This window comes from Microbacterium sp. NPDC055910 (assembly GCF_042271185.1).
In the GTDB taxonomy this organism is placed as follows: domain Bacteria; phylum Actinomycetota; class Actinomycetes; order Actinomycetales; family Microbacteriaceae; genus Microbacterium.
The window spans coordinates 29258-54482 of record NZ_JBHJZS010000011.1 but is presented as its reverse complement, the minus strand read 5'-3'; the positions used below and the strand labels follow the sequence as shown (position 1 = coordinate 54482).

Below are 25225 nucleotides of genomic sequence, written 5' to 3'. Positions count from 1 at the left end.
GGTCGCATCTGGAATCGGTGCTCGAGAACGAGATCGCGGAGCGTCTCGCCGCGAACGGCTGGTTGTATTCGCCGACCGATGCCGGTTACAACCGTGAGCTCGCGCTGTTCCCTGAGGACGTGCTCAGCTGGTTGGCGGACTCGCAGCCTATCGAGTTCGCGAAGGTTGTTCGGCCCGGTGACACTCAGACGCAGCGCAAGGCCGCGGGCGACAGCATCCTGAATCGCCTTGCGAAGTCTTTGGATCTGGATCCGTTGAAGAACGGTGGGACGATCCGGATTCTGCATGAGGGGTTCTCGATGGTGCCGCTGCATGGGGGTGCGGTGAAGTTCCGGTTGGCGCAGTTCCGGCCGGCGACGACTCAGAACCCTGACACGCTCGAGGCGTACGCGAAGATGCGGGTGCGGGTGGTGCGTCAGGTGCACTACTCGGTGAAGCATCCGAACAAGGCCTTGGATCTGGTGCTGTTCGTGAACGGTATCCCGGTCGCGACGTTGGAGTTGAAGACGGACTTCACGCAGTCGATCGGGAACGCGGTGAACCAGTACCGGTTCGACCGGTCGCCGGCGGGTGAGCCGTTGTTCGGGTTCGCGAAGCGGTCGCTGGTGCACTTCGTGGTGTCGAACTCCGAGGTGCGGATGACGACGAAGCTCGCCGGCGCCGCGACCCGTTTCCTGCCGTTCAACAAGGGCGCGGATGAGGGCGCCGGGAACCCGGTCAACCCGAACGGGTCGGCCTCCTCGTACTTCTGGGAGGAGATCCTGCAGCGCGACACCTGGCTGCAGCTGCTGGGATCGTTCGTGCACCTGCAGGTCGATGTCGATGTCGACCCCGACACAGGCAAGAAGACCAAGACCGAGAAGGTGCTGTTCCCCCGATACCACCAGTGGCGGGCTGTGACCCGTCTGGTTGAGGCGGCGCGGGTGGAGGGGCCGGGGAACCGGTACCTGGTGCAGCATTCGGCGGGGTCGGGGAAGACGAACTCGATCTCGTGGCTCGCGCACCGCCTCTCCCAGCTCCACGACAACCAGAACGTGCGCGTGTTCGACACGGTCGTGGTGGTCACGGACCGGACGGTGCTGGACAAGCAGCTGCAGGATGCAATCAGCCAGTTCGAGAAGCAGGCCGGGGTGGTGCAGTCGATCACGAAGGACGCGGGCGAGTCGAAGTCGAAGCAGCTCGCCGCCGCGCTGACTGGCGGCAAGAACATCGTGATCGTGACGATCCAGTCGTTCGAGGCGCTGATCACCGCGATCCAGACCCTGCCAGAGCTGCAGGGGCGTCGTTTCGCGGTGATCGCGGATGAGGCACATTCGTCGCAGACCGGGTCGACCGCGGGCGCGTTGACGAAGGTGCTGTCGCCGGATGAGCAGGCCGCGGTCGCGGAAGGCGCGCCGATCAACTCGGAGGCGTACCTGCAGTGGGCGATGGAGGTCACGGCGTCCGCTCCGAACATCTCCTACTTCGCTTTCACAGCGACCCCGAAGGGCAAGACGCTCGAGCTGTTCGGGCGTGTGCGAGAGGGTGGGGGTCTGCCGGAGCCGTACGACCTGTACTCGATGCAGCAAGCAATCGAGGAAAAGTTCATCCTCGACGTGCTGCAGAACTACACGCCCTACAAGGTGGCGTGGAGGCTGCAGCATCCCGACTCGGAGTACGACGACGCCGGTGAGGTCGATGAGTCGACCGCGGTGAAGGCGCTGGTGCAGTACGTACGGTTGCATCCGACGAACATCAGCCAGAAGGCAAAGATTGTTGTCGACCACTTCTGCACCTTCGTGCAGCCCCTGCTGGACGGCAAGGCCAAGGCAATGGTCGTCACCGGATCGCGCATCGAGGCGGTGCGGTGGAAGAAGTACCTCGACAAGTACATCGCGGACTCCGGAGTGCTGGGGGTGCGGTCGCTGGTTGCGTTCTCAGGCACCGTCGAAGACCCGGACGACGTTGGCGAGGGGCTGACGGAGCGCACTCAGAATCCGGGGGTTCCGTCGGATCTCGCAGAGGCATTCAAACCGGCCACATTCAACGTGATGATCGTGGCCGAGAAGTTCCAGACCGGGTTCGACCAGCCCCGCCTGGTCGCGATGTACGTCGACAAGAAGCTCGGCGGCGTCCAGGCCGTGCAGACCCTGTCCCGCCTGAACCGCACCTACCCGGGCAAGGACAAGACGTTCGTTCTCGACTTCGTCAACGATCCCCTCGAGGTGCTGGACGCGTTCCTGCCGTACTACCGGAAGGCGACCCTCACCGCGACGACCGACCCGAACCTAATCTACGACCTCGTGGTCAAGCTCGACGCCGCAGGAATCTACGACATGACGGAGGTCGAGCAGGCGTTCGATGCCGCACTCGCCGGTGGGGTGAACGTGAACTCGAAGGTGTCGGCGGCGACCGCCCCGGCGGTGGACCGGTTCCAGAAGCGGTGGGTCGCAGCTGTGCTGGACGACGACAAATCCGAGCAGGACGAGTTGCGGCTCTTCAAGGCGGACGTGGGAAACTTCGTGAAGTTCTACGATTTCATCTCCCAGGCCCGCAACCTCGAAGACACCGACCTACCCCGTCGGCACTACTTCTTCCGCCGCATCCTTCCCCAGCTGTCCACTGCGACAATCCTCGAACCGGTCGACATCTCGGACGTGACGCTCGTCGGCTACAAGATCTCCGCAGGCGAAGCGGTCAAGCTCAACCTCGAGCAGGGACCGGGGCTGGACCCGATCACCGCGATCGGATCCGGCGCGATCCACGAGAAGCACCGCAGCGCGCTCGAGGAGATCATCCAGAAGCTCAACGAACGCCTCGGCGACAAGTACGGCGTCGGCGTCATCGACCTGCAGATGAACCACATCGTCGGCAAGCTCGCCCTGGACGTCGAACTTGCTCGCCAGGCCGAAGTGAACACGCCGCAACAATTCGCCGAGTCGCCGGCGCTGCCGAGGGCGTTCACCAAGGCAGTCGTCGAAGTGCGAGACGAGACGCCCGCTTTCATTGACGAACTGCTCGGCGACAGCGGGCTGTTCGCGGCGTTGAGTAAAGCGCTCCCCGCCATGCTTTATGACCACTTCAGAAGTGTGGGTCCAAATTGAGGAACGAAGGAACCCCATGAGAACCGTCACCAGAATCGAAATCGTCGGGCTATTTGGCTATGCACACCATGTGGTGAACCTTCGTTCAACCGAGCCAACAATCATTGTCGCGCCCAACGGTGCCGGAAAGACCCACGTGCTCCGCCTGACGGCTGCACTTCTCGCCCTTGACGGTCAGACCCTCATTGAGACGACGTACAGAAAACTGACGCTGGAGTTCAGCGGCGGTAAGGCGCTCGTCGTCGACCGAGAGGTCGGACCTGACGGGCCCACCGTCCGCATATCTGCTGCAAGCCAACCCGGTGAGGAGACGGAGAGCGTTGTGTTCACGCTTGAAGAGCTCGACATTGAACGCGCGCTGCCTGCAGGAATCGTGAAGACGGCGGCGGGGCGTTGGTTCAACGAGCGGACCGGAGCTTACCTATCAGAGAACGATTTGCGCCGCCGGTACGACTTCGATGTCGATGCACTCGCGACCCGCGCTAGGAAGGTCCCAGCAATCGCCGAACTCTGTGGAGGCAATCGCCCGGTCTTCATCGATACCTGGCGCCTGGACGCTCGCGCAGAGGACCCGCGCATGCTCGGCGAGTGGGGCGGCCGTCGTATTCGGTCAAATACCGCGGCGGCATCAAGAATTCGTGGTTATACACACATGCTCAGTGAAGAGATAACCGAAGCCCGGCGTGCTTCAGTGCAGGCCACGCAGAGTGCAGACCTTAGTTTCGCGCGGCGCGCCCTGCAAGGTGCCCGGTCGACGGTGCGAGAGTCCGACCTTCACAAGCGCTACGACAATACAGTCGAGCGATATGAGGCTCTCGCTCGGAACGGACTAGCAGTTGGCGAAAGACCGATGGCGTTTCCGGACAAGACAACGCCGACCGATCGCCGAATACTGAGCGTTTTTCTAGATGACTGGGATCGCAGACTTGAGCCCCTGCTTCCAGTCAACGAGAAGCTGGAAGCGCTTCGCGACATTCTTGACACGAAACTAGCGCCATCGGGAAAGAAGACCTCGATCTCCGCGCGCGGCGGTCTCGAGTTCCACAATGTGGCAGGTCATCGGCTTCCCGTGGCGCGGCTCTCATCCGGCGAGCAGCACCTGGTAGCCCTGTTCACCCTTCTGCTGTTCGCTGCCCGTCCCGGGTCCCTCGTCCTTATCGACGAGCCCGAAATCTCGCTTCACGCGGCCTGGAAGCACGCATTCCTCGCAGACATCACCCGCGTGGCTGCTCTCAGCAATCTCCAGGTGCTCCTGGCCACGCACTCGTCGGGGATCGTAAACGGCCGATGGGATCTCACAGAAGAGCTCGAACTCACATCCCAGATCCCTGCGACTGCTTCGGAGGACATCGACGACCTCAGCGAAGACTTCGATGAGTAACTCACTGCGTGACCTGGATCGCCTCGAGGATCGTATCCGTCAGCATCGTCAAGTAGATAAGTCGCCCGTATTAATTGTAGAAGGTCCGGACGACCTACTTACGCTCCGAGCGCATCTCGATCGGGTGACCATGTTTGCCGCCGACGGGAAACCGAAAGCCCTGACCGCGGTGCGAGCGCTCAAGGCGTGGGGGCAGGTGGGAGTACGAGCGATTGTCGACGCCGACTTCGATGATGAGCCCGATGCCGAGCTTGAGGGTATCGTACATACTTACGAACAGCGAGATCTCGAAGCGATGCTCGTATCGTTGGGAGTGCTCGCGCATCTGCTCGAGCATCTAGCTTCGTCGACGAAGCTCAGCGCAGTCGGCGGGGCGGAGGCGGCAGCTCAGACCGTCATCGACTCAGCGGGGCCCCTTGCGGGCATCAGGCATGCCAGTCGGGTGAATGACTGGGGGCTGCGGTTCGATGCGATTGACCCGACCGCGAAGGCAAACAAGGTCACCCTGACCCTTGATGTTCGACGCTACGCCGCCAGTTTGCTGAGTGCCAGCGACTGCGCGGTAGCGGTTGCCGACGTAGTTCTAGCTAGCGCTCACCCGCCGCCAGACGGACGGGGGTCGCGTGGCAAGGATATTGCGGCCTTCGCAGGACTGTCACTTCGCGCGAAGTTCGCATCGCTCTCTCACACTGCGGTGGGCATGGAGTTGATCGCCGCGCAAATACGTTCCAGCGGCGGATTTGCGCTGGCTCAGTCTCAGTGGCTTCTCACGGTTCGTGAGTCGCTCGCTGCAGCAGAAGACGAGCTTCGAGTCTTCGCGGCCTGAGAAGCTACCAATCCCGTGTGATGATCAGCGGACTCCGCGTAACGCGCTTGCTCCGTGATTGGCCGCAATGCACCCATTGAGCTCAGTGACCGTATTGCAACGCTATGACCGTAATGCACGCAGGCACCGATGGTGGACGACGCCCTTTGAAACCACTTCGCTACAGCTACCTGCATCCTAGAAAAATCCCTGGATAACCGCGAAAACCTAGCCTACTCTGGCGCCATGCGCGGAGGTCTGGAGCGATGGAAGAGGGGTGTCGAATCCCGCGGGGTTCGGCACGCGATCTCGTATGCTCTCGAGGGCACGTGCGACGCCCACATACCCCACCCGACGGGCGCCGAAGCGCTCGAGGCGTATGGCGCAGCATCCGATTCAACCGTCTCTCGGTTCGTCGTCGACAACGGCGTCATCACCTCCGACGAACTCACAGCCGGCGGACTTCGTGTCTGGCTGACCGGGCACGACCCGGTCACGGGGGAGGAGCGAGGCCACCAGCGGCTGAGCCCTGACGCGGACTTGGTTCTCGACGGGACGCTCAATCACCCGAAGTCGTACAGCATCGCGGCGCTGCTGCATCCGGAACTCGCTGCAGAGTTCGAAGCGCTACAAGACCGGCTGCGTGAGCGCATCCTGCTCACGTGGCAGACCGAGCTCAACGCTCGGCGCGGCCACGGCGGTCTCCTCCGCGAGGAGGTCACGCGCATCGAGGTCGTCGAGCTGCAGCATCGTCGCTCTCGCGCGCTCGACCCGCACATCCACCGTCACCTGTGGCTGAACATCAAGGTGCTCGGCGCGGACGGTAAGTGGTCGAACCTTGACTCGCGCGTCGCGATGAAGCTGCATACGGTCATCAACGCCGAGGGCGAGCTCGCCGCGCGCACAGATCCCGAATGGATCGCCGCGCTTGCACGCCACGGGTACAGACTCGACGACTCGGGCGGGATCGCCGGACTCGCCGGCGCCGTGCGTCCGCTCTCGCGCAGGTCGGGCCAGATCGAGCGGAACCGAACGCGCTTGATCGCGGAGTGGTCGGCGGCGCACGGGGGCTCGGCGCCCAGCGCGCAGGTGCTGCATCAGATCGACCGGCGTGCGTGGGCGATCGCGCGACCGAACAAGCCGGTAGACCTGGAGGAGATGTCGTGGGAGTCGCGCGTCCGCGACGAGATCACGGCGATCGATCCGAGTCTGATCACCGCGCGTGCACCGATTGCCGTCGCTGCGACAGACCTGCACGCCCTCGATCTGGATCTGCTCGCTGCTGCGGCGATCGTGGATGCGGACCAACGGTCCACATCATGCGGCGGGCGATTCAGTACCTTCGACATCCGCGCCGGCGCAATACGCGCGCTCTCGCGGACGGGCATCGTTGCGGAGCGCAGCGAGCTCGATGGCGTGATCCTCGAGATCACGACGCGCGCCGCGAAGGCCGTCTATCGGCTCGTTGCGGAGGTTCCGCCGGCGCATGTGAAGGCCTTCATGGCGACCGAGACAGTGCGCGCGAAGGTGCGCCTCGCCGGACGCCTTGATGTGCTCGCCCAGCCGGGGCGCTCACTCCTGCCGAATGTGCTGTATCGGTTCGCGCCCAACGAGGGCATCTCGACGCTGGACGCCTCGCAGGGTGTTGCGGCGTGCGCTATCGCCGGGACTGATGGGCTCGTCGCGGTCACCGGCCCCGCTGGCACAGGCAAGACGACGATGCTGCGTGTTGCTTTCGCAGCCCTCGGTGCGCAACGGCGGCAGATGCTCGTCGTCGCTCCGACCCGGAAGGCGGCGTCGGTGGCGTCTCGCGAGGTTGGGGCTTCCGCATCCAGTATTCATGCACTGCTCGCAGACCACGGCTACCGGTGGGGTGCCGATCCGACCGGTGCAAAGGTGTGGACACGACTGCGCGTGGGCGAGATCGATCCCAGCACGGGTGTCGCGTACAGCGGGCCGACGCAATTCGTGTTGCGTTCTCGCGATCGGATCGTGGTGGACGAAGCGGGCATGGTCGATCTGCAGACAGCGAACGTCCTCGCCGACCTTGCGATCGAACAGGGGTTAGGGCTCGCGTTCGTGGGTGACCCGCACCAAGCGCTGCCGGTCGGGCATTCCGGTGCGATGGGTTCAGCGGTCCGACACGCGAATTCAGCGGTCGAGCTCGACACGGTGCATCGGTTCCGTGATCCCGAGTACGCGGCGCTCACGCTGCGGCTGCGTAACACGAGCGATCGCGAGCATGCATTGACGGTTGCCGGTGAGTTGGCGGAACGCGGTCACGTCGTACGGGTTGCTCATCACGATGCAGCCCGTGAGCGGATGATCGACGCGTACTTCGAGTGGCAAGCGCATGGCATGCGGGTGACGTTGGTGTCCGGTACCAACGCTGAGGCGGATGCCATCAACGTCGCGATCCAGCAGCGGCGAGTCGATCACGGCGACCTGGATCCCGGTGTGGTCGCGTGGGGGATGGGGGAGCAGCGCATACTCGTCGGTGACACTGTCCAGACCCGCCGTAACGACCGGCTCACGGGCGTCGAGAATCGTGCGCAGTGGATCGTACGCGGCATCCGTGAGGAGTTCGTCGATCTTGTGTCGGTTGGCGACAGCGGAGAGTTGCGGCGAGTTTCTGCCGAGTATGCGCGGGAGCACCTGCAGCTCTCCTACGCGTCGACGGTGCATGGCGTTCAGGGCGACACGGCCGATGCTTCCGTGGTCGGGCCGGATGTCGACGCGGCGGGCCTGTACGTCGGCCTCACACGCGGGCGAGTGCACAACGTCGCAATCGTGGTCGCGCGGACGGATGCGGCCACCCGCCAGTGTCTCGCCGAGTCGATGCAGCGCGGCACGCCGGAGCTGACGGTGCAGGATGCTGTGCTCGCGGCTCAGGCGGAGTTGCGGCGAGCGGCGCGAGCGCGGGACTTGGCGGCGACGGCGACCGGTCCGGTTGTTGGGGCGTCGAGTGCGGGGCGTGGGATGGGGATGTAGCGGCGTTCGATTCGCGGGGCTCTCAGCGGGCAGGCTTCGGGTCGGTATCCGGGGCGGGGTGGATGGGGGCGTGGGCGCAATCGCGACATCTCGTCGCGTGGTCTGGCGGAGGACACAACGAGCGGGCGAGCTCTAGACCGGCCCGCTCTAGTCGTCTACTAAGCCGCGACGGCCCAGGCCTCCCGATAGGCCAGCGATTCTGTTCGGAGGAAGGAAATGCGTTCACGGGTCAGAGCTACCGCCGGGTCGATCGGACGGGCAACCCCGGTTCGCGCCAAGACGATCATCGGCTGCAGGTTCGGATCGATCTGCTGGACCGCTTTCGCGACCGCGGTCTCCATCAGATCCATTTCCGGCTGAGTGATCGGATTGCCCGAGAAGTGAACCACTGCGCCAAAGTTGCCAGAGGCGGCCTCGAGAACAAGATGTACCCGCAAGCTGACGAGGGGATAGCCATCGGTATCGAGAACCACGATGTTCCTCTGTCTGCGGGACGCGCTGGTCGGGTTCAGGCCTTGGAGAACCTGCGCCATACCCTTCGCCGCCGCAGCATAGCTGGGCTTCATGCGGTCACTGGCGTCGAACACCGCCTGGTCGAGGGCCCCGCCCCGGTTACCGGCACGAACGTACTCGATGATTCGAGTAATCAATCGTTCGTAAACGAAAGCGAAGACGCGATCGTCTGCGGGTGCTTCGACCTGACGTCGGTCGCTCTCGACATGGGTAGCGCGACCGTTAGCTCGCGCACGCGCGAAGTCGCGAAGGTGACCGAGCGAAGGGGTATGACTTTCGGGTGCCATCTGAGATCCAATCGTTGATGCGGGGCTTCGACGCAACGCACTAACGCACGCGGGATACGATTGGATCGCTGATGAACCATCGCACCACGGGCCTGAAGTAGTTGTCGCTACTTCAGGCCCGCCATCTTTGTCTTTTTCGACAAGCCTTGTAGTGGTAAGCATAAATGCTTGGGCTTGTGTCCGCAACGGCATAGAGTTGCTTTCTATGACAACCTCCGTAACGTCCATGACGCAAGAAGAGGCCTTTGGTCGAGCCGTGGCCTTCTGGCGGGGTCAGCGAGAGCTCAGTCAGCGCCAACTAGCGGATCGCCTGACAGTCCGAGGCATGAAGCTGGACGCGCCGGCGGTTTCGCGCATCGAGTCCGGCGCGCGCTCGGTTCGCCTGACGGAAGCCATGCTTATCGCAGAAGTGATGGATCTCGAGCTTGATGCGTTAGTCGGCTTCGCGCTCTCACCGCCACAGCAACTGCATCGCCTACGACGTGCTGCCGACTCCGCGATGAACGAACTCGAACCGTTTTTGCAGCGCTGGCTCAATCGCCTAGCGATGGTGCGCGAGTTTCTCGTGGAACACCCCGACTTGCTCGCCAATCTGCCCGATGCAGAGGGCGACATTCGCCCCGATCAACCAGACGAGTACTTTGACTGGGTGCAACAGCGACTCGGCAAGCTGGCTGTCTCTGCACTACCTGAGGACAAGAAGCGCGCGCGTGTCGATAACGAGATGATCGTCATCGTCGAGAGCGAACAAGAGCGTTCGGACCTGGTTGAGCTTGCCGCTGAGTACGCGCGGGCACAGGTGCTCCTCTGGACCGAAGTGCCAGAGCAGCCTTCGAGCACTGGTACTGACTAGCGCTTATGCGAAAGATGGGTCGCGCTCAAGGGAACGATTGCCTCTCGGAACGCGTACTCGTCGATGTCCGCTCTTGTCAGTCGAAATCCGGTTAGCGAGTTCGAGTCCGCTCGTCCAAGCTAGAGCGGAGCGGGGTGTAGAGCAGGCTTGCGCTCGAAGCCTGTAGAGCGGAGCGAGGTCCAGAACTGCCATATGAGGGCGCGCCAATATGCTGGTGGGGCGTGACTGGCTCGGGTATGTCGGGGTCGGAGCGATTTCCTTGACCGAAGGTGGCCCGGTGGCAAAGACACGACGATTCGCGAACTGCGCTGGAGCTGGGACATCGTGAAAGCGATCCTCGCCTGAGGTCAGCGATGTCAGCCTCGATAAGCCGCGCCGACTTTCTGCGGCAGTATGGACAGGCCTTGCGTCGGGGCGAGGCGGCTTCGTTCGTTGGTGCAGGACTCAGCCGTGGCGCGGGGTTCGTGGACTGGAAGGGTCTCTTAGAGGAGTTCGCGTCGGATCTCAAACTCGATCTGGATGTCGAGCAGGACCTCACCGTTGTCGCCCAGTACCACCTGAACCGGGAGCCCGCGCGGAGCCGGCTGCGACTCCATGCCAAGCTCGTGGAGGAGTTCTCAAAGTCGGGGACCTCGGCGGCGCACGATGCCTTGGCCAAGCTGCCGATCGATCTCGTCTGGACGTCCAACTACGACACCCTCGTTGAGGACTCGTTCCGCGCGGCTGGCCGAACCGTCCGCGTCAAGAACAGCTCCGCCAAGCTGATCGAGGCTGGTTCGAAAGCCGCGACGACGGTCTTCAAACTTCACGGAGATCTCGAAGACCCCAAAACGATAGTTATCACTCGCGATGACTATCGGACCTACACGCGGAATTTTCCTGGGTTCCGGGACCGCCTGCGCGCGGACCTATCTGAGAGAACCTTCCTCTTTCTCGGATTCAGCTTTACGGATCCGCACCTCGACCTCATTCTGAACGAGCTTCGGTTGGCGTTCGGTGACTCGAAGCGCGAGCACTTCGTCGTAATGCGGAGAGAGCCACTGGGGCGACGAGGCACCAAGCGTTACGGCTACGCGAGGAACCGCCAAATGTTGAAGGTCGAGGACCTCGCAACCTTCGGCATCCGAACCCTTCTCGTTGACGCTTTCGACGAGGTCCCAAGTCTGTTGCTCGATCTCGATCGACAGTTGCGGCGCACGCGCGTCTTCATCTCTGGCGCCGCAGATGATTTCGAACCACGAGGTCAGCGTTGGCTTGAGGGCGCTGCTCGGGAGCTCGGCCGCCAGCTCATCGCCGACGGATACGACATCATTTCCGGGTTCGGGAAGGGCATCGGCCCGCACCTCCTGAGCGGTGCGCTGGAACAGTTGTACTCCGAGGGAGCAACGAACATTGACCGACGGCTGATCCTGAAGCCCTTTCCTTACAGCTCTCCGCGACGAGATCTATACACGAAGTATCGGACGGACCTACTTGCCAGCGCTGGCTTCGCGATCTTCATCGCCGGCAACAAGGTCGCATCGGATGGCTCCACGACTGTGCCCTCCGACGGCGTCCACGAGGAGTTCCGGCTCGCGCTTGAGGGTGGTGCGATCCCGCTCCCGATTGGCAGCACGGGCTGGGTAGCCGAGGAGCTTTGGCCGCAAGTGAAGGGGGACTGGCAGAGCCTCATGTCAGCGACGGCCAGCAAGCGCGACTTCAATATCCTGAATCGCAGGAGCACGACCGTCCCAGAGATACTGGAGGCGCTGGCTCGCCTCATGACTGCAAACCGCACCGCGTAACTGATCACCTACGGAGTACACGGATGGCACGTCGAGTCTTCTTCAGCTTCCACTTTCAACGCGACATTTTCCGGGCGAATGTTGTTCGCAACAGTTGGGTTACTCGCGATCGTGAGGCCGCCGGATTCTTCGATGCATCTCTGTGGGAGGAAGCGCAGACCAAGGGCGATGCAGCGGTCCGGGCAATCATCGCCGCGGGATTGAGGAATACGTCCGTCACCGTGGTCTTGATCGGGAAGGAAACGGCGTCTCGCCCATACGTGAAGTACGAGATCGAACAGTCCATTGCGCGCGGCAACGGATTGCTCGGCATCCGGATCGAGAAGATCAAGGACATTCGAGGCAACGTCGACGACGCTGGTCCGAACCCGCTGCCCGCTGGATACCCCATGTACCTATGGAACAAGGACGATGGGTATACAAACCTTGGCGTTTGGGTTGAGCGAGCGGCGAAGGCTGCTGGGAAGTAGCTCGTCGCGCGGCCGCCTATGAGTCCCCTCGCCGTGGTGCGCTGCGCGACGACAGTGGACTCGCTTTCAGCGCCCAGATGTGGACTAGCGCACGCGCCATGAACTGCCGCCGCGCGCTGCGACGAGCTCGGACAGGGACTTCTGCAGGGTTACAGGACCCATCCGCTTGGTGACGATTGGAGCGGACAACGAAGACCAGTCGGGTTTTTCGATCTGTGGATAAATGTCCAGATACTCCTGACCGAGTCGCTGTCCCTCGTACTCGACGAGCGGCATAATGGCGATCGCTTCTTGGCCTTTTCGGCCGTCGAAGTATCCGAGCTCCCACGGCATCCACTTCGAAGTGGCTGCGGCATTCGTCGCCGCATACACCATAGACGCGCACTGCCTCATACGCTCGCGCAGCGTTCGTGCCGATGCGGCCGTCACGCGGCTACGGTCCAGTTGCGGGTCGTCGATCCAATCCACGTACGCCGTCTGGGACTGCCCCGAGTTTGGTTGACGTCTGATCTGTGAGGATTCGTCCTCGCTGGAAGGATGTCCCTGTGGCAAAGCCGTATCCCAAGGAGTTCCGAGACGACGTCGTGGCGGTGGCCCGACAGGGCCAGACGCCGCTGTCGCAGATCGCGAAGGACTTCGGTGTCTCCGAAGGGTCCTTGTCGAACTGGATGAAGCAAGCAGACATCGAGGACGGACGACGTCCCGGTCTCACCGGCGCCGACCAGACGGAGCTGCGCGAGGCGAAGAAGCGCATACGTCTGCTCGAGCAGGAGAACGAGGTGCTCCGCCGTGCGGCGGCGTATCTGTCGCAGGCGAACTTGCCGGGAAAATAGTCTTCCCGCTCGTCCGTGAGATGGCCGCGGCCGGCGCTCCGATCAGGGTGCCGGTCGTGGTGGCGTGCAGGGTTCTGGGCTTATCGACCCAGGGGTACTACAAGTGGCTGAAGGCCCCGATCTCCCAGCGGGACTGGGACGATGCTCACCTCATCGACGTCCTTTACGAGGCTCACCGCGATGATGCGACCCTCGGCTACAGATTCCTCACCGATGAACTGTCCGACGAGTACGGCATCACCGTCGGCGAGAACCGCGTGCATCGGCTCTGCCGCATCGCTGGAATCACCGCCAGCCATCACAAGAAGCGTTCCAAGCCCGGCTCCACCGGGCCTGCCCCGCATGATGACCTCCTCGCGGTCGTCGACGAGCACGGCGTCGTCCGGCATGAGTTCGCCGCCGATGCCCCGAACAAGGTCTGGCTCTGGGACATCTCCGAGCACCCCACTCGTGAGGGCAAGCTCTACATCTGCGCGATCAAGGACGTCTGCAGCAACAAGATCGTCGGCTACTCGATCGACTCGCGCATGAAGGGATCGCTGGCGCGGTCGGCGCTGCGCAACGCGATCGCTCTGCGGCAGCCGGTCGGCACGATCTGCCATTCGGACAGAGGTGGCCAGTTTCGCGCGAAGAGGACCCAACGGCTGCTCGAGAACAACGGGCTGGTCGGGTCGATGGGGCGCTCCTACGGCGCGGGCGACAACGCCAGCATGGAGAGCTTCTTCGCGCTCCTGCAGAAGAACGTCCTCAACACGCGCCGCTGGGAGACGCGGCAGGAACTCCGCCTCGCGATCGTCACCTGGATCGAGACGAAGTACAACCGCCGCCGCCGTCAACGAGGCCTCGGAAAGCTCACACCCGTCGAGTTTGAGATGATCTACAGAACCGCAGAAGCGGCCTGAACACCCCGACCCCTACCCGTCAACCAAAGTAGGGGCAGTCCCTCTTGCCGGAACGCTGCAACAACTCCCGAACCCCGAGGATAAGGTCGGCGTCCGCGAAACTATGACTCAGGAAGATGTCGAAGTTCCCAGGCTGTTGCGCGGAGTGTCGGAGGACGTCACGGGATGTCGCGGATTGGCGAAACGCTTGCTCGCGCCCGATTCGTTGCACTTCTCGAATGGTGTACTGAGTCATGTGTCTCCTGGGTCATGGTGCGGAGGCTCCAGCGAAGAGCTTCGAAGTCTGACCGCTCTGCCAAATCGTCGCAGGGGAATGCTCTCCCGCGAGCGACCGGCAGGCGGTTCGTGCGGATTCTTCGATGTGTCGCAGGCCGCCGCTAGCCTGAGCATGCGCCAAGAGGCGGCATATAGAAGGGGCGAAATGGCTAAGTCAGTGTTCTACAGCTTCCACTACGACAACGATGCGTGGCGGGTACAGCAGATCATCAATATGGGTGCAGTGGAGGGGCAGCCGCTGCTCAACTCTCAGGAGTGGGAAGCGGTGAAGGCGAAGGGCAAGGCCGCGATCGAGAAGTGGATCGACGATCAGATGGCATACAAGAAGGCCGTAATCGTGCTGATCGGATCCGAGACGGCCGATCGCCCGTGGGTGGACTATGAGATCCGCAAGGCATGGAACGCGAAGAAGCCGATCATCGGCGTCCGCATTCACGGGCTTGCCGATTCCTCCGGAAACACCGACTCTGCGGGCGCCAATCCGTTCGCGAACGTCTCATTGAAGGACGGGACGAAGATCTCCGACTACGTGAAGGTCATCAAACCCAGCGGATCAACCAGCAAAGATGTGCACGCCGACATCAAGGCGAACCTTTCGGGCTGGGTCGACCAGGCTTACGCCCGCTCATGAACGCGGCCGGCGGGGACGAGGACTGCCCGTTCTGCGAGATCGTCGAACGTGATGCTCCGGACGCTCGCGAAGTGTACCGGGATGAGCATACGGTGGCCTTCTTCCCCACCGAGCCCGCTGTGTTGGGCCACACGATGGTCATCCCTCGCGCTCATGTGCCCGACATCTGGCATCTCGCCGATGCCCAGGCCGCGCAGCTCAGCCTGACCACGCTACGAATCGCGACCGCGATCCGCGACAGTTTGAACCCGGACGGATTGAACGTCATTCAATCCAACGGCAGGGCCGCCAGTCAGAGCGTGATGCACTTGCACATTCATCTGGTGCCGCGCAACGAGGGCGATCGTATCGGGCGGATTTGGCCGCCGGAGAGCAACTACAGCGAGGCGCAGAAAGACGACGCTTGGGAGGTGCTGCGGGCTGCGTGTCGAACTATCGGCAGTGCAACCACACAAGCAGAGCAACGCCAACGAGCAAGATGATGCCGTAATAGTCGCGCACGGACCACGACCACACCACTTTGCCCCATCGGATGGACTCGCATTCGGAACGGGCGAGCGTCCCGCAGTATCTTGTCGCGTTCATTTCGTAGATCTCGACGGTGCCAAGTCGAGCAGCATCGAACAGCAGCCGATACTTGCGTTCTTCCCGGAAGTAGCGAGCGTCGACGGTAGCGAACGACAGCACCGCGAACATTCCTAGCAGTGCCACCACGGTCGACGAGTTCGTGCCGGCGTATCCGTAAGCAGCTGTGGCTATGGTCAACGCCCATCCCTTAGCTACGGCCGAAGCCGAAGACATCCGCCCGACCGCTGTCTGGATGAAGTCCAGGTGCTGGCGCCGAGCGTCGGAATACTGCACCGGATCGTGATCCGTCACCCCTGCCTCCACCTCGTCGTGGCATCAGCATATAGATGCATCCGGCTGGGTAAGAACACCTGACGTCCCATCACCGGCATGCGGAGGATCCTCCTTCAGCTCACGCAGAGGGGGTTTGCATCGAGGGGCTCGCGCGCATCAGCGCCTGTCAGTCGTTGATGCCGAAAACGCGCAGCAACGGCACGCGGGGGATCATCCGCCGCGGGCCCAGCTGGATCGTGGGGATAGTCCCGCTCTCGATGCCGAGCTTGATCGTGCGGTAGTCGACGCCGACGAGTTTCGCAGCATCCTTCATAGTCAGCGCGAGTGAGGTGGATGACGTACTCATGACATTCTCCTTCGGTGGGCAGCTAATGACATCACTTGCTCACGCACTGTACACCCATGAATGTCCGATGTCATCGCTTGCTCAGAGTCGGGCGAACTGGCACACTCGCAACATGCCCGAACTTGCCATCGAACAGGTCGACGCGGAGATCATCGACGCGGGGGACGGCATCCACGTTCCACGCTCGTGGCGCGCGGTCGTCACGGGTCTCCCCGGGATTCCGGGCGCGGTCCATGCGCGCATCGTGTACGACCCGACATTGCGGCGTGCGGCGGCTGAGTCGGTTCGCGTCGACCGCGACGGGCTGGGGGATGAGGTGACCACGACGCTGCTGCGCGACATCCGCGTGCAGGCGATCGTGCAATGGGCTGCGGGTCGCGTCGTTCGCATCGAGCGTGACGGGGGAGACCCTGAATCGTATAGCGGGTACATCGGGCGCCTCCGCAGGGAGGAAGGGCGCTCCGAGGAGCAGAACCTGCGTGAGGCGGTCAGACTGTATCGACTTGGGTCGGTGATCAATGACGGACCGCTGAAGCTCGTCTCCGAGGAGCTCGGTGTCAGTATCAGCACGGCGACGCGAATGATGAATCGTGCCCGGGTCGCCGGCCTTGTGGACGAGGAGACCGGTCGCGAGGTCTACGTCCAGGCTCGCGAACAGCAACTTCGCGAGCAGGCCACGGGACCCGTCGCTGGCCCAGGGTCATCAGGTCCGTCGGTCGACCGCTGATCATCGCGTTCGCGACGCTTCATCAGCATGCCCGCTGGCGTCGGAGCGACTGCGCGGGCAATCGGCCGATTCTCACTATTGGCGGCATGAGTACCCAAGTGTTGATCAATGTGCTCAGACTTCGCGGCGTCCACGGATGCGGGCAAAAGTGAGTCTCCCGAGTGCCTGATCTAGGCCCGGAAACCCGCGGGTTTCTTGCCCGCAATTTGCCCGCATCCCATCTGAAGCTAGGTGTTTTTGCATGTTCCGCGATGCAGTCGAAGTCTCGAAAACCCGCGTAATTCCGCGGAAGTTGCCGGTAGATGTCGCTATTGAAAACGCGCTGATTCGGATTCGAGTCCCTCCAGGGGCCACAGTATCTTTTGCCGCTGACCAGGTCAGACCACGCAGGAGTTTTTTTGCGCGTTGTTCGCCCGCACCCCTCTTTGCCAGGCATTCGAGTGTCAACCATCAGTGACTCTGCCTCCTCTTCCGCTTGCAGCGGCACTTTCCGCCGGGACGGCGCCGCCGCTGCTTATGCTTGCACCGCTTCGGGAGTGACTTCTGCCTCAGCTCGCGCGTCTTCCCCTCGCGCGGACCAGACCCGAGCACGCAGGCCGGCTCACGGTCGTCTCTACACTGGACGAGTGACCATCCCCGACGTCAACGCCCTCCTCAGCCAGCGGTACGGGGCAAGCGCTCCCGTGCTGGAGGACCCTGCCATCGTCTCCTCGGAGCCGCTCGGCCTGCTTCTTCGGCACCGCTCGGTGCGCGCGTTCACGCGCGAAGAAGTCTCGGACGAGCACGTCACGGCGATCATCGCGGCGGCGCAGTCCGCCGCCAGCTCGTCGAACAACCAGTCATGGAGCGTGGTGGAAGTCCGCGACCCCGACAGGCTTCATCGCCTCGTTACAGAGGCAGGAGGCAGCGAGCTCCTCGCCGATGCGCCCGTCGTGCTGCTGTTCGTCGCGGATTGGTCGCGGGCATCCGACATCGCACGCTGGCACGATGAGCCTGCGCATGCCGCCTCGTACCTGGAGAGCACTCTCGTTGGGTTCGTCGACGCGGGCATCGCGGCGCAGAGCGCTGTGGTGGCCGCCGAGGCGCTCGGGCTCGGCACCGTCTATCTCGGGTCGCTGCGCAACCACCCCGAGGTCGCCGCGGCCGAGATCGGGCTTCCGCAGGGTGCGGCCGTCGCCTTCGGCGTGGCGATCGGATGGCCCGACCCGGCTGACCAGGCGGGCATCAAGCCGCGGCTGCCGCAGAACGCCGTCCGATCGCGGGAACGGTACCGGCCCATCGCACGCGAGGACGTCGAAGCGTACGAGGGTGAGCTCGCGGCGTACAACGCCTCGCAGGGTCGCGCCGGCAACTGGACCAGGCAGGTCGTCGCGCGCGTCCGCGACGTCCAGGGCCTCCACGGCCGCGAGAACGCTCGCGCCGCCCTCGAGCAGCGCGGCCTGCCCTCCCGTTAGAGGAGGAGAGGGCGGTATCCAGCGTTCCCGCCCGATAGGCGGAAGAGCGATCTGCAGGACCCGCGCGGCGGTCGGGCGGGCAGTCCCGCCCACCTGCGGCGAGATCAGCTCCCGCCGCACCGCAGCGGCGCTCCACCGTCCCAGCATGGCGCCCGCGGCGGTGTCCGTGATGTGGTGCTGGCCGCGGTAGACCCGCGAGAACGCGATCGCTCCGGGAATTCCGTACCGAAGGACAGGGCCGAGGAGCCGCGTGCCCCGGGCGCCGTGGCGATCGAGCAGGTCGGCGAGCGTGCCGTGGAGCGCGAAGGCTACTGCCGTGAGCGCGACGTCCGGCCACACGTTGGCGCTCAGGTGGTGGCGATTCGGTCCGAATCACTTCGCGTGGCGGACTCTCGCCCTCGTCGATAGCCCGGGGACGTATGCGTTCTCGCTGGTCGGTATTCTCCGAGTATGACTACGACCATCAAAGTCAGCGGCGAACTCCGCGACCGGCTCAAGGAGCAAGCCGCCCGTGACGGGCGCACGCTCGGGGCGCACCTCGCGCATCTCGCAGATGCCGAGGACAGGCGATGGCGTCTTCACTCGCTGAAGTCCTCGATCGACACGTCGACGAGCGAGGATGCAGAGTCGTACTCTGCGGAGACTGAAGACTGGGAGCGCACCGAACTGTCCGACGCTTCGTGACGACCGCCGACCTCGCCCCGGGGGTCATAGCCTGGGCGGCACCCGAGCCTGTCCGCGGCAGAGAGCAAGGTGTTACTCGATCTCTGGCCATCGGTCTGTGGCGACATCGCGATTTGAAGGCCATTGGAGCATATTGCTCCTGTGAACGTCGTTCGGGCGTTCCTATAGAGTAATGTGCTCATTTGACGGCAAGTGTCTGAGGGCCTCCTTTGAGCGCCGGAGTGACACCTCCACGGATGTCCCATAGGTCCGATTTACCGGGGATTATTGCCCGCATTTTTCCCGCGAACTGGTTGCCGCAACCTGCTTTCCGGCGTCGCGCGATGTTGCTTGAGTCCTCGAAATGCCGTGTAATTCCGGGGTTTTTCAGGTTCAGGGCTGATTGAGCATTATGCTCAGTCGTGTTCGACTCCCTCCAGGGCAGTGCAGTTGTGGTGACCGTTGTTTAGCCAGGCTCGCGTCTGCGTGCCGGACAGCTGCGGGGCTCAGCCTGGCACTCGCGTTGGGGAGCCCCCGAATCGCTCTCGTCCATTGGGGAACGCCTCTCCTCTAGTCCAGTACGCGCGCCACGACGGCACGCACTTCGTCCGTCTCAGCGGGGGCGAAGTGCTCAGCGACGGCGCCGAGGAGCACCGCAACTCCCGCGGCTCCGGGATCAACGTGTCCGAGTGCGCGATCTCCGACGTAACTCGCGCGACCGCGCGCGGCTTGCATTTCCGAGGTGGCAGTCGCCCCCGAAGCCGTGGCTACCACGACAGTGAGCAGTCCGCCATCGGAATCCTCGACAGGCACCAACGCGTCGAGCAAGGTTCGGTCTCCACGCTCCGCACCACCGAGTCTGTGAATCGAGTCGCTCGCTTGGAGGACTGCGCGGCGGGTCGCCGAAGCATAGTCGTCGGGCGAGTCCGCACGTCCCAGTTCCACCCTGAGGTGCAGGAACAGCAGGCCGAGGAGGGGACCACTCGAGCCTCCGACATGATCCATGAAGGCATCGCGCAAGGCGTCAAGACCGCTCGTGTCGCTGTCGTCGGCTGCGTGTGAGACTGCCCAGCGGACGCCGGCCAACAAGTTGTCCCCGAAATCGCCGTCACCCGTCGCCTGGTCGAGCGCCGTCAACCGTTCATGCGCTGCGGTCACCCGCGCCAGAGTCACGCGAAGCAACGGGTTATCGAGGCCGCTACCTCTTTCGGTTGGGCGCAGGCTCGGCGCGGGCGGTATCCAGCGGCTCATGCGGGGCATAGCAGGAGTGGCCGTCTCTGTCAGCCACCAGCGCATGCGCTCGTCGTCGCTGCTTGTGAACGTGATGGAGAACCCACGCATGTCCAGCGCAGACGCGAGAGTCCCCACCGCGACGCTGTCGACCGTGATTTTCTCGTCCATCAGGCGCGCACACAGGAGTTGGTTGACCGAGTGCAACTCGAGGGCGGTCGTTCCACCCAGCCCGTTGACAAGCACGATAACCCGCTCTGGACGACGGGGGAATGCGGAAAGAACATCGTGCATCATCCGTTCGACAAGGTCGTCCAGAGTAGGTCGCGCGACGGTCTGCCGAGCTCGTTCGCCGTGAATGCCGACGCCGTACTCCACCTCGTGGGGCGAGATCTCGAAGGCAGGCTCACCCGTGCTCGTAGACGTGAGCGCGGTGGAGGCGACAGCCACGCTACGGCTGCTGTCGATGATCGCGTCGCCATGCCGTTTCAGTTCCGCGAGGGACAATCCTTCGTCGGCCGCCGCCCCGAGCAACTTTTCGACGACGACCGTCGCACCCGTACCGCGTCGCCCGGTGCGAGTGTGTGCACTGTCCGTTGCTACGTCGTCGTCCACGACGATCCGTTCTACAGATATTCCCTCGGCGCGAAGCCGCTCCATGGCTGCACCGAAGTTGATGAGATCACCGGTGTAGTTCTTGACGATGTGCAGCACGCCGTCGCTCTTTGCGACGTATCGGCTCGCGGCGTAGACCTGTCCCGCATGCGGACTGGCGAAGACGCGCCCCGGCACCGCAGCATCTAGACAGCCTTGTCCGACGAATCCGGCGTGCATCGGCTCGTGCCCGGATCCGCCCCCGGAAACAAGGCCGACGCGGCGGTTTGGAAGCGGGGCTCTCGCCGCAACGAAGGACGGTTCGTCGTGATAGACGACCATGTCGCCATGCGCTGCGCACATGCTGACGAGCGCGCCGGGGACCGGGTCTGCGGGGATGAACATGTGCGACATTGCAGGTCTCCTCAGGCGCGTCGACGTGGCCTCTGCTGGCCGACGTTACCAACAGAGGCGCGTGTTGAGGCATTCGAATCACGCATACTCTGCATGCGAAGATTGCGCTATGCGAATGCGCAAAGCGTTGGCAGTCTGGGCATTCGGACCACAACGAACCGTGGTCGCTATGGCGAGAACGAAGGAGTTTCACAATGCCCGTTGGTTACCGAGGAGTTATCCCGCCCATCGTCACCCCCTTCCACGAGGACGGTTCGGTCGACGAGCAGGCGCTCCGGGACGAAGTCGACTTCCATCTCTCGGTGGGCGTCAACGGACTCTGCGTCACGGGAACGTCGGGTGAAGGCCATGCACTCAACAAGGAGGACTCAGCCGAGATTGCGCGGATCGCTGTCGACCAAGTCGCCGATCGTGTGCCGGTGATCGCCGGAATCATCCAGAACTCCACGTCGACATCGGTTGAGTACGCCGAAGCGATCGCCGAGACCGGTGTTCACGGCCTGCAGATCACGCCCGTTCACTACCTTTTCAAGCCCGGCACCGACGAAACCGTCTACCACTACCGGACGCTCGCCGACTGCGTAGGACTGCCCCTCGTCATTTACAACGTCGTGCCGTGGTCGATGGTCGAGGTGCCGGCGCTTCTCGAACTCACTCGCGAGGTGCCTGAGGTCGTCTCGGTCAAGCAGAGCGGGGGAGACCTGCACAAGGTGGCGGACCTGCTGTGGGCGCTGCCCGAACAGACGACGATTCTGAGTGCAGTAGATGACCTGCTCTACCCTGCTTTCACGATCGGCGCGCATGGCTCGGTCTCCGGAACGTCCTCAATCGCTCCGCAGCTCGTCATCCAACTGTGGGAGGCCGTGCAGAACGAGGACCACGCCACCGCCCGCGACATTCACCGGCGCCTTCTCCCGCTGTGGCGCGCGGTCGAGGGATCGAACATGAACGCCCTCATGAAGGAAGCCATCACTCTGCAGGGGCGCAAGGGCGGATACGCGCGACGCCCGATCAACCCGGTGACTCCCGCGCAACGCGAGCGGCTCAAGGAGGCCGTCCAACTGGCCGGCCTGCTCGACCCCGCCCTGGCCTGACTGCGGTCTCCTCGCTCGAAGACAGGCACGAACGACCCGAAGACAGTCACGAACGATAGGAAGGTAGAAGGACATATGAACACGCGTACAAAGATGTGCGGCGCTGTCGGCTCCGTCGCTGTGGTCGCGTTGGCGCTCACAGGATGCGGCACCAATGACGCAGGGGACGGTGCCGAGGCGACGGTGGACATCAGATTCGGTCACCTCTATGAGACGACGCATCCGTTCCACGAATGCGGAGCGCAGCCCTTCGCCGAGGCGATCAACGGATCAGACCTCGGGTTGAAGGTCTCGATCTATCCAGCCAGTCAGCTGGGCAACGAGCAAGAGCTGGTGCAGTCCATCGCCTCCGGTGACATCGACATCGCTCTGGGCGGGCCCGGAGCAGTTGCCAACTGGTACGAGCCGATCAGCGTGCTCGATGCGGCATACGTCGTGGATGACTGGGATCACATGAAGCGCGTGTGGGACAGCGAGATCGGCGACGAGTTCCGTACCGGTCTCGAGGAGTCCGGCATCGTGCCGCTCGATCTTTGGCTCTACGGATCGCGCCATCTCACCACCGGCGACAAGCCGATCCACTCGCCCAGCGACCTCGCCGGGTTGAAGATTCGTGCGATCGACACCCCGATCAGCCTCGCGAACGCGACGGCGCTGGGATCGAGCCCGGTCCCCGTTGCCTTCGACGAATTGTACATCGCGCTGTCTCAGGGCGTCGTCGACGGTCAGGAGAACCCGATCCCGACGATCGACTCGCTGAAGCTCTTCGAGGTTCAGGGATATCTGAACCTCACCGGCCATCTCCTGCAGTCGACGGTGATGCTCGCTTCGACGGGGCTCATGGAGAAGCTCAACGACGACCAGCGTGCCGCGATTCACGACGAGATGGTTGCTGCCGGGGATCGTGTGCGCGAATGCGTCGAGACGATCGAGACCGATCGTTTGGCCGAGTGGGAGGAATCAGGTGCGTGGACAGAAATCGTCCACCCCGAGGACATCGATCTCGAGGCCTTCAGGCAGAACGCGCAGAGCGAGTTGCCCTCTAAGTTCAGCGACACGTGGGGAGACCTCTACGAGCGTGTCCGAGCGATGGCGGACTGAACGCTCTCATCGCCGATGAATGAACGGTCGTCGGGGGATTCGCAAGGTTCCCCGGCGACCGGTCTCGAAGTGTAAAGGAGCACGACGATGACGGACTACGCGGGCCTTCCCCACGCAGATGGGAGATGGCGATTCGAGCGCTGGCTGATCCACGTCGAAAGATGGGGCACATATCTCTTTCTGATCATGGTGGTGGGACTTGTCATCCTGCAGGTCGCGACGCGCTACGCCCTGTCGAGCCCGCCCCTTTGGACGGAGGAGTTCGCCAGATACTCCCTCGTGTGGGTGACCTTTCTGGGCGCCGCATGGCTCGTCGCGATCAACGACCACATCACGGTTCATGGCGTCGACCTGCTCCTCGGTGCCCGCGGTAAAGCGGTCCTCGATGGTCTGGTCCAGCTCGTGCAGGCCGCCGTCGCGATCGTCATCGTCGTCAGCGCGCCGGACTTCTTGGAGCGCGTCTCGAAGCAGCACAGCGCGGCTGGCGCCCTCTCGATGGGCTGGGTCTACGGCAGTGTCGTCGTGGGCTTCTCGCTCATCGCGATCCACTCGGTCCTCGTCCTCGTGAAGGACTATCTTGCCGCGTCGGGACGCGGCGGGTTCGACCACTTGCACGCGCAGGGTGTCTATGAGGCGGAGGTGCTGCCATGACCGTCCTTCTCATGGTTCTTGGGCTTCTCGTCTGCCTGCTCGTCCTGCGCCTGCCGGTCTACCTCTCACTTCTGGTGCCCTCGATCGTCTACATTCTGCTCAGCGGCGGGAAGCTGTCCTTCTCGGTCCTCCTTCAGCAGTTGACGAGCGGCGTTGACAGTTTTGTCCTTCTCGCCGTGCCGATGTTCATCCTGATGGGAAATCTGTCCAACGCATCCGGGATCACCGACCGCATGTTCGACGCGGCGAAGGCCGCGCTCGGGCGTGTGCGCGGAAGCCTCGGATACGTCAACATCTTCGTGTCACTGGGCTTCTCGTGGATGAACGGCTCGGCGCTGGCTGATGTGGCCGGTACGGGCAAGATCGAGATACCGACGATGATCAAGAACGGATACGACAAGCGGTTCGCGGTCGGTCTGACTGGAGCGTCGGCGCTTATCGGCCCGATCATGCCTCCCAGCATCCCCGCTGTGATCTTCGCCCTGACGGCGGGTGTGTCGCTCGGGGGCATGCTGCTGGCGGGCATCGGGCCCGCGTTCCTGCTGACGGCGTCTCTGATCGTGTGGGTATGGGTGCTCATGCGCAAGCAGGAGCACCTCCGGCTCGCGCGAATTCCCACCCGACAAGTCGCGCTGCGTCTGCTCAAGTCGCTGCCGGCTCTTGCGACACCCGTCATCCTTGTCGGCGGAATCCTCGGCGGCTTCTTCACCCCGACAGAAGCTGCCGGGGTCGCGGTGATGTACGTGTTCATCCTCGGACTGGTGTACCGGGCGTTCACGATCGCGAAGCTCAAAGAGGTGCTGCGCTCGTCTGCACACGCAACGGCGGGCGTCATGATCATCATCGGCTCGGCGTCTCTGTTCGCCTGGATTCTCACGGTCGAGGGGGTTCAGGTGATCGTCGGCGATGCCCTTCAGACGATCGTGCACGAGCAGTGGCAGTTCCTGCTGATCGTCAACATCCTGCTCATCGTCGTCGGGACGGTGATGGAAACGACCTCGTTGATCCTCATCCTGGTTCCGATCCTGATGCCTCTTGCGTTGAGCTACGGTGTGGATCCCCTGCACTTCGGTGTCATCGTTGTCTTCAACCTCATGGTTGGCCTCCTGACACCACCGATGGGCCTGCTGTTGTTCCTTCTCAAGTCCGTCACGGGGATGAAGATGAAGGACGTCATCCTCGGGGTCGCGCAGTTCGCTGTCCCTATCTTTGTGTGCATGATGCTTCTCACGTTCGCGCCAGCGATATCGACGACGATCCCCAGACTTGTGGGACTTTGAG

The 25225-nt window shown here is 63.2% G+C and carries 22 protein-coding genes; 17 read left to right on the top strand and 5 right to left on the bottom strand.

What is annotated here, in order from left to right; translation table 11 throughout:
• Positions 1-17 precede the first annotated feature (17 nt).
• From ACFC3F_RS07235 to ACFC3F_RS07220, 4 genes are all read left to right on the top strand, one after another.
• Positions 18-3083, top strand: a complete 3066-nt coding sequence (locus tag ACFC3F_RS07235; protein WP_376128052.1) for a type I restriction endonuclease subunit R — start codon at positions 18-20, stop codon at positions 3081-3083.
• 16 nt (positions 3084-3099) lie between these two features.
• Complete coding sequence (locus ACFC3F_RS07230; RefSeq protein ID WP_376128050.1) at positions 3100-4464, top strand: AAA family ATPase; 1365 nt, start codon at positions 3100-3102, stop codon at positions 4462-4464.
• On the top strand, positions 4457-5290 hold the full coding sequence (locus ACFC3F_RS07225) for a hypothetical protein (RefSeq protein WP_376128048.1): 834 nt from the start codon (positions 4457-4459) through the stop codon (positions 5288-5290). The genes ACFC3F_RS07230 and ACFC3F_RS07225 overlap by 8 nt, the downstream gene beginning before the upstream one ends.
• Before the next feature lie 225 nt (positions 5291-5515).
• Positions 5516-8260, top strand: coding sequence for an AAA family ATPase (locus ACFC3F_RS07220; RefSeq protein WP_376128046.1), 2745 nt, complete (start codon positions 5516-5518; stop codon positions 8258-8260).
• Between the two features lie 158 nt (positions 8261-8418).
• Here the strand turns inward: ACFC3F_RS07220 and ACFC3F_RS07215 are convergent, their stop codons facing one another.
• Positions 8419-9060 carry a hypothetical protein gene (locus ACFC3F_RS07215; protein WP_376128044.1) on the bottom strand — a complete coding sequence of 214 codons (642 nt, stop codon included), beginning with the start codon at positions 9058-9060 and terminating at the stop codon, positions 8419-8421.
• 205 nt (positions 9061-9265) lie between these two features.
• Here ACFC3F_RS07215 and ACFC3F_RS07210 point away from each other — a divergent pair, with 205 nt between their 5' ends.
• The 3 genes from ACFC3F_RS07210 to ACFC3F_RS07200 all read left to right on the top strand — a co-directional run bounded on the left by ACFC3F_RS07210 (position 9266) and on the right by ACFC3F_RS07200 (position 12167).
• On the top strand, positions 9266-9913 hold the full coding sequence (locus ACFC3F_RS07210; protein WP_376128042.1) for a helix-turn-helix domain-containing protein: 648 nt from the start codon (positions 9266-9268) through the stop codon (positions 9911-9913).
• 464 nt (positions 9914-10377) lie between these two features.
• Entirely contained in the window at positions 10378-11697 is a 1320-nt protein-coding gene (locus ACFC3F_RS07205) for an SIR2 family protein (protein ID WP_376128040.1), read from the top strand.
• 23 nt (positions 11698-11720) lie between these two features.
• Complete coding sequence (locus tag ACFC3F_RS07200; RefSeq protein ID WP_376128039.1) at positions 11721-12167, top strand: TIR domain-containing protein; 447 nt, start codon at positions 11721-11723, stop codon at positions 12165-12167.
• Between the two features lie 84 nt (positions 12168-12251).
• Here ACFC3F_RS07200 and ACFC3F_RS07195 read toward each other — a convergent pair whose 3' ends face one another.
• Positions 12252-12635, bottom strand: a complete 384-nt coding sequence (locus tag ACFC3F_RS07195; protein ID WP_376128037.1) for a hypothetical protein — start codon at positions 12633-12635, stop codon at positions 12252-12254.
• Between the two features lie 77 nt (positions 12636-12712).
• On the opposite strand from ACFC3F_RS07195, the gene ACFC3F_RS07190 reads away from it, so the two are divergent.
• From ACFC3F_RS07190 to ACFC3F_RS07180, 3 genes are all read left to right on the top strand, one after another.
• A protein-coding gene (locus ACFC3F_RS07190; protein ID WP_376128035.1) for an IS3 family transposase occupies positions 12713-13902 on the top strand; the annotation gives its coding sequence in 2 pieces (ribosomal slippage) (positions 12713-12991 and positions 12994-13902; 1188 coding nt in all).
• 421 nt (positions 13903-14323) lie between these two features.
• Positions 14324-14809 carry a TIR domain-containing protein gene (locus tag ACFC3F_RS07185; RefSeq protein WP_376128033.1) on the top strand — a complete coding sequence of 162 codons (486 nt, stop codon included), beginning with the start codon at positions 14324-14326 and terminating at the stop codon, positions 14807-14809.
• The gene (locus ACFC3F_RS07180) at positions 14806-15291 is read left to right on the top strand and encodes an HIT family protein (RefSeq protein WP_376128031.1); all 486 of its coding nucleotides are present in this window, start codon (positions 14806-14808) and stop codon (positions 15289-15291) included. The genes ACFC3F_RS07185 and ACFC3F_RS07180 overlap by 4 nt, the downstream gene beginning before the upstream one ends.
• On the opposite strand, the gene ACFC3F_RS07175 is transcribed toward ACFC3F_RS07180, so the two are convergent.
• Complete coding sequence (locus ACFC3F_RS07175) at positions 15242-15688, bottom strand: hypothetical protein (RefSeq protein WP_376128029.1); 447 nt, start codon at positions 15686-15688, stop codon at positions 15242-15244. The genes ACFC3F_RS07180 and ACFC3F_RS07175 overlap by 50 nt on opposite strands.
• A gap of 148 nt (positions 15689-15836) precedes the next feature.
• Positions 15837-16016, bottom strand: a complete 180-nt coding sequence (locus ACFC3F_RS07170) for a helix-turn-helix domain-containing protein (protein ID WP_376128028.1) — start codon at positions 16014-16016, stop codon at positions 15837-15839.
• Here ACFC3F_RS07170 and ACFC3F_RS07165 point away from each other — a divergent pair.
• From ACFC3F_RS07165 to ACFC3F_RS07155, 3 genes are all read left to right on the top strand, one after another.
• Positions 16015-16743 (top strand): hypothetical protein, encoded by a 729-nt coding sequence (locus ACFC3F_RS07165; RefSeq protein WP_376128026.1) that lies wholly within the window; start codon positions 16015-16017, stop codon positions 16741-16743. The genes ACFC3F_RS07170 and ACFC3F_RS07165 overlap by 2 nt on opposite strands.
• A gap of 626 nt (positions 16744-17369) precedes the next feature.
• Entirely contained in the window at positions 17370-18197 is an 828-nt protein-coding gene (locus ACFC3F_RS07160; protein WP_376128024.1) for a nitroreductase family protein, read from the top strand.
• Between the two features lie 450 nt (positions 18198-18647).
• Positions 18648-18881: a hypothetical protein gene (locus tag ACFC3F_RS07155; RefSeq protein ID WP_376128022.1), complete on the top strand. Its 234-nt coding sequence runs from the start codon at positions 18648-18650 to the stop codon at positions 18879-18881.
• A gap of 549 nt (positions 18882-19430) precedes the next feature.
• Here ACFC3F_RS07155 and ACFC3F_RS07150 read toward each other — a convergent pair.
• The gene (locus ACFC3F_RS07150; RefSeq protein ID WP_376128020.1) at positions 19431-21098 is read right to left on the bottom strand and encodes a dihydroxyacetone kinase subunit DhaK; all 1668 of its coding nucleotides are present in this window, start codon (positions 21096-21098) and stop codon (positions 19431-19433) included.
• Between the two features lie 194 nt (positions 21099-21292).
• Between ACFC3F_RS07150 and ACFC3F_RS07145 the strand changes: the two genes are divergently transcribed.
• The 4 genes from ACFC3F_RS07145 (at position 21293) to ACFC3F_RS07130 (ending at position 25224) form a co-directional block, all read left to right on the top strand.
• Positions 21293-22192 (top strand): dihydrodipicolinate synthase family protein, encoded by a 900-nt coding sequence (locus ACFC3F_RS07145; RefSeq protein WP_376128018.1) that lies wholly within the window; start codon positions 21293-21295, stop codon positions 22190-22192.
• A gap of 75 nt (positions 22193-22267) precedes the next feature.
• Positions 22268-23293 (top strand): DctP family TRAP transporter solute-binding subunit, encoded by a 1026-nt coding sequence (locus tag ACFC3F_RS07140; RefSeq protein ID WP_376128016.1) that lies wholly within the window; start codon positions 22268-22270, stop codon positions 23291-23293.
• 87 nt (positions 23294-23380) lie between these two features.
• On the top strand, positions 23381-23944 hold the full coding sequence (locus ACFC3F_RS07135) for a TRAP transporter small permease (RefSeq protein WP_376128014.1): 564 nt from the start codon (positions 23381-23383) through the stop codon (positions 23942-23944).
• Positions 23941-25224: a TRAP transporter large permease gene (locus ACFC3F_RS07130; RefSeq protein ID WP_376128012.1), complete on the top strand. Its 1284-nt coding sequence runs from the start codon at positions 23941-23943 to the stop codon at positions 25222-25224. The genes ACFC3F_RS07135 and ACFC3F_RS07130 overlap by 4 nt, the downstream gene beginning before the upstream one ends.
• Position 25225 lies beyond the last annotated feature (1 nt).

Coding starts and splice junctions, on each gene's coding strand:
- ACFC3F_RS07135 (WP_376128014.1), top strand. CDS start 23,381: ATGACGGACTACGCGGGCCTTCCCCACGCAGATGGGAGATGGCGATTC.
- ACFC3F_RS07145 (WP_376128018.1), top strand. CDS start 21,293: ATGCCCGTTGGTTACCGAGGAGTTATCCCGCCCATCGTCACCCCCTTC.
- ACFC3F_RS07185 (WP_376128033.1), top strand. CDS start 14,324: ATGGCTAAGTCAGTGTTCTACAGCTTCCACTACGACAACGATGCGTGG.
- ACFC3F_RS07165 (WP_376128026.1), top strand. CDS start 16,015: ATGACATTCTCCTTCGGTGGGCAGCTAATGACATCACTTGCTCACGCA.
- ACFC3F_RS07155 (WP_376128022.1), top strand. CDS start 18,648: ATGACTACGACCATCAAAGTCAGCGGCGAACTCCGCGACCGGCTCAAG.
- ACFC3F_RS07170 (WP_376128028.1), bottom strand. CDS start 16,016: ATGAGTACGTCATCCACCTCACTCGCGCTGACTATGAAGGATGCTGCG.
- ACFC3F_RS07140 (WP_376128016.1), top strand. CDS start 22,268: ATGAACACGCGTACAAAGATGTGCGGCGCTGTCGGCTCCGTCGCTGTG.
- ACFC3F_RS07230 (WP_376128050.1), top strand. CDS start 3,100: ATGAGAACCGTCACCAGAATCGAAATCGTCGGGCTATTTGGCTATGCA.
- ACFC3F_RS07215 (WP_376128044.1), bottom strand. CDS start 9,060: ATGGCACCCGAAAGTCATACCCCTTCGCTCGGTCACCTTCGCGACTTC.
- ACFC3F_RS07200 (WP_376128039.1), top strand. CDS start 11,721: ATGGCACGTCGAGTCTTCTTCAGCTTCCACTTTCAACGCGACATTTTC.
- ACFC3F_RS07180 (WP_376128031.1), top strand. CDS start 14,806: ATGAACGCGGCCGGCGGGGACGAGGACTGCCCGTTCTGCGAGATCGTC.
- ACFC3F_RS07150 (WP_376128020.1), bottom strand. CDS start 21,098: ATGTCGCACATGTTCATCCCCGCAGACCCGGTCCCCGGCGCGCTCGTC.
- ACFC3F_RS07210 (WP_376128042.1), top strand. CDS start 9,266: ATGACAACCTCCGTAACGTCCATGACGCAAGAAGAGGCCTTTGGTCGA.
- ACFC3F_RS07220 (WP_376128046.1), top strand. CDS start 5,516: ATGCGCGGAGGTCTGGAGCGATGGAAGAGGGGTGTCGAATCCCGCGGG.
- ACFC3F_RS07225 (WP_376128048.1), top strand. CDS start 4,457: ATGAGTAACTCACTGCGTGACCTGGATCGCCTCGAGGATCGTATCCGT.
- ACFC3F_RS07130 (WP_376128012.1), top strand. CDS start 23,941: ATGACCGTCCTTCTCATGGTTCTTGGGCTTCTCGTCTGCCTGCTCGTC.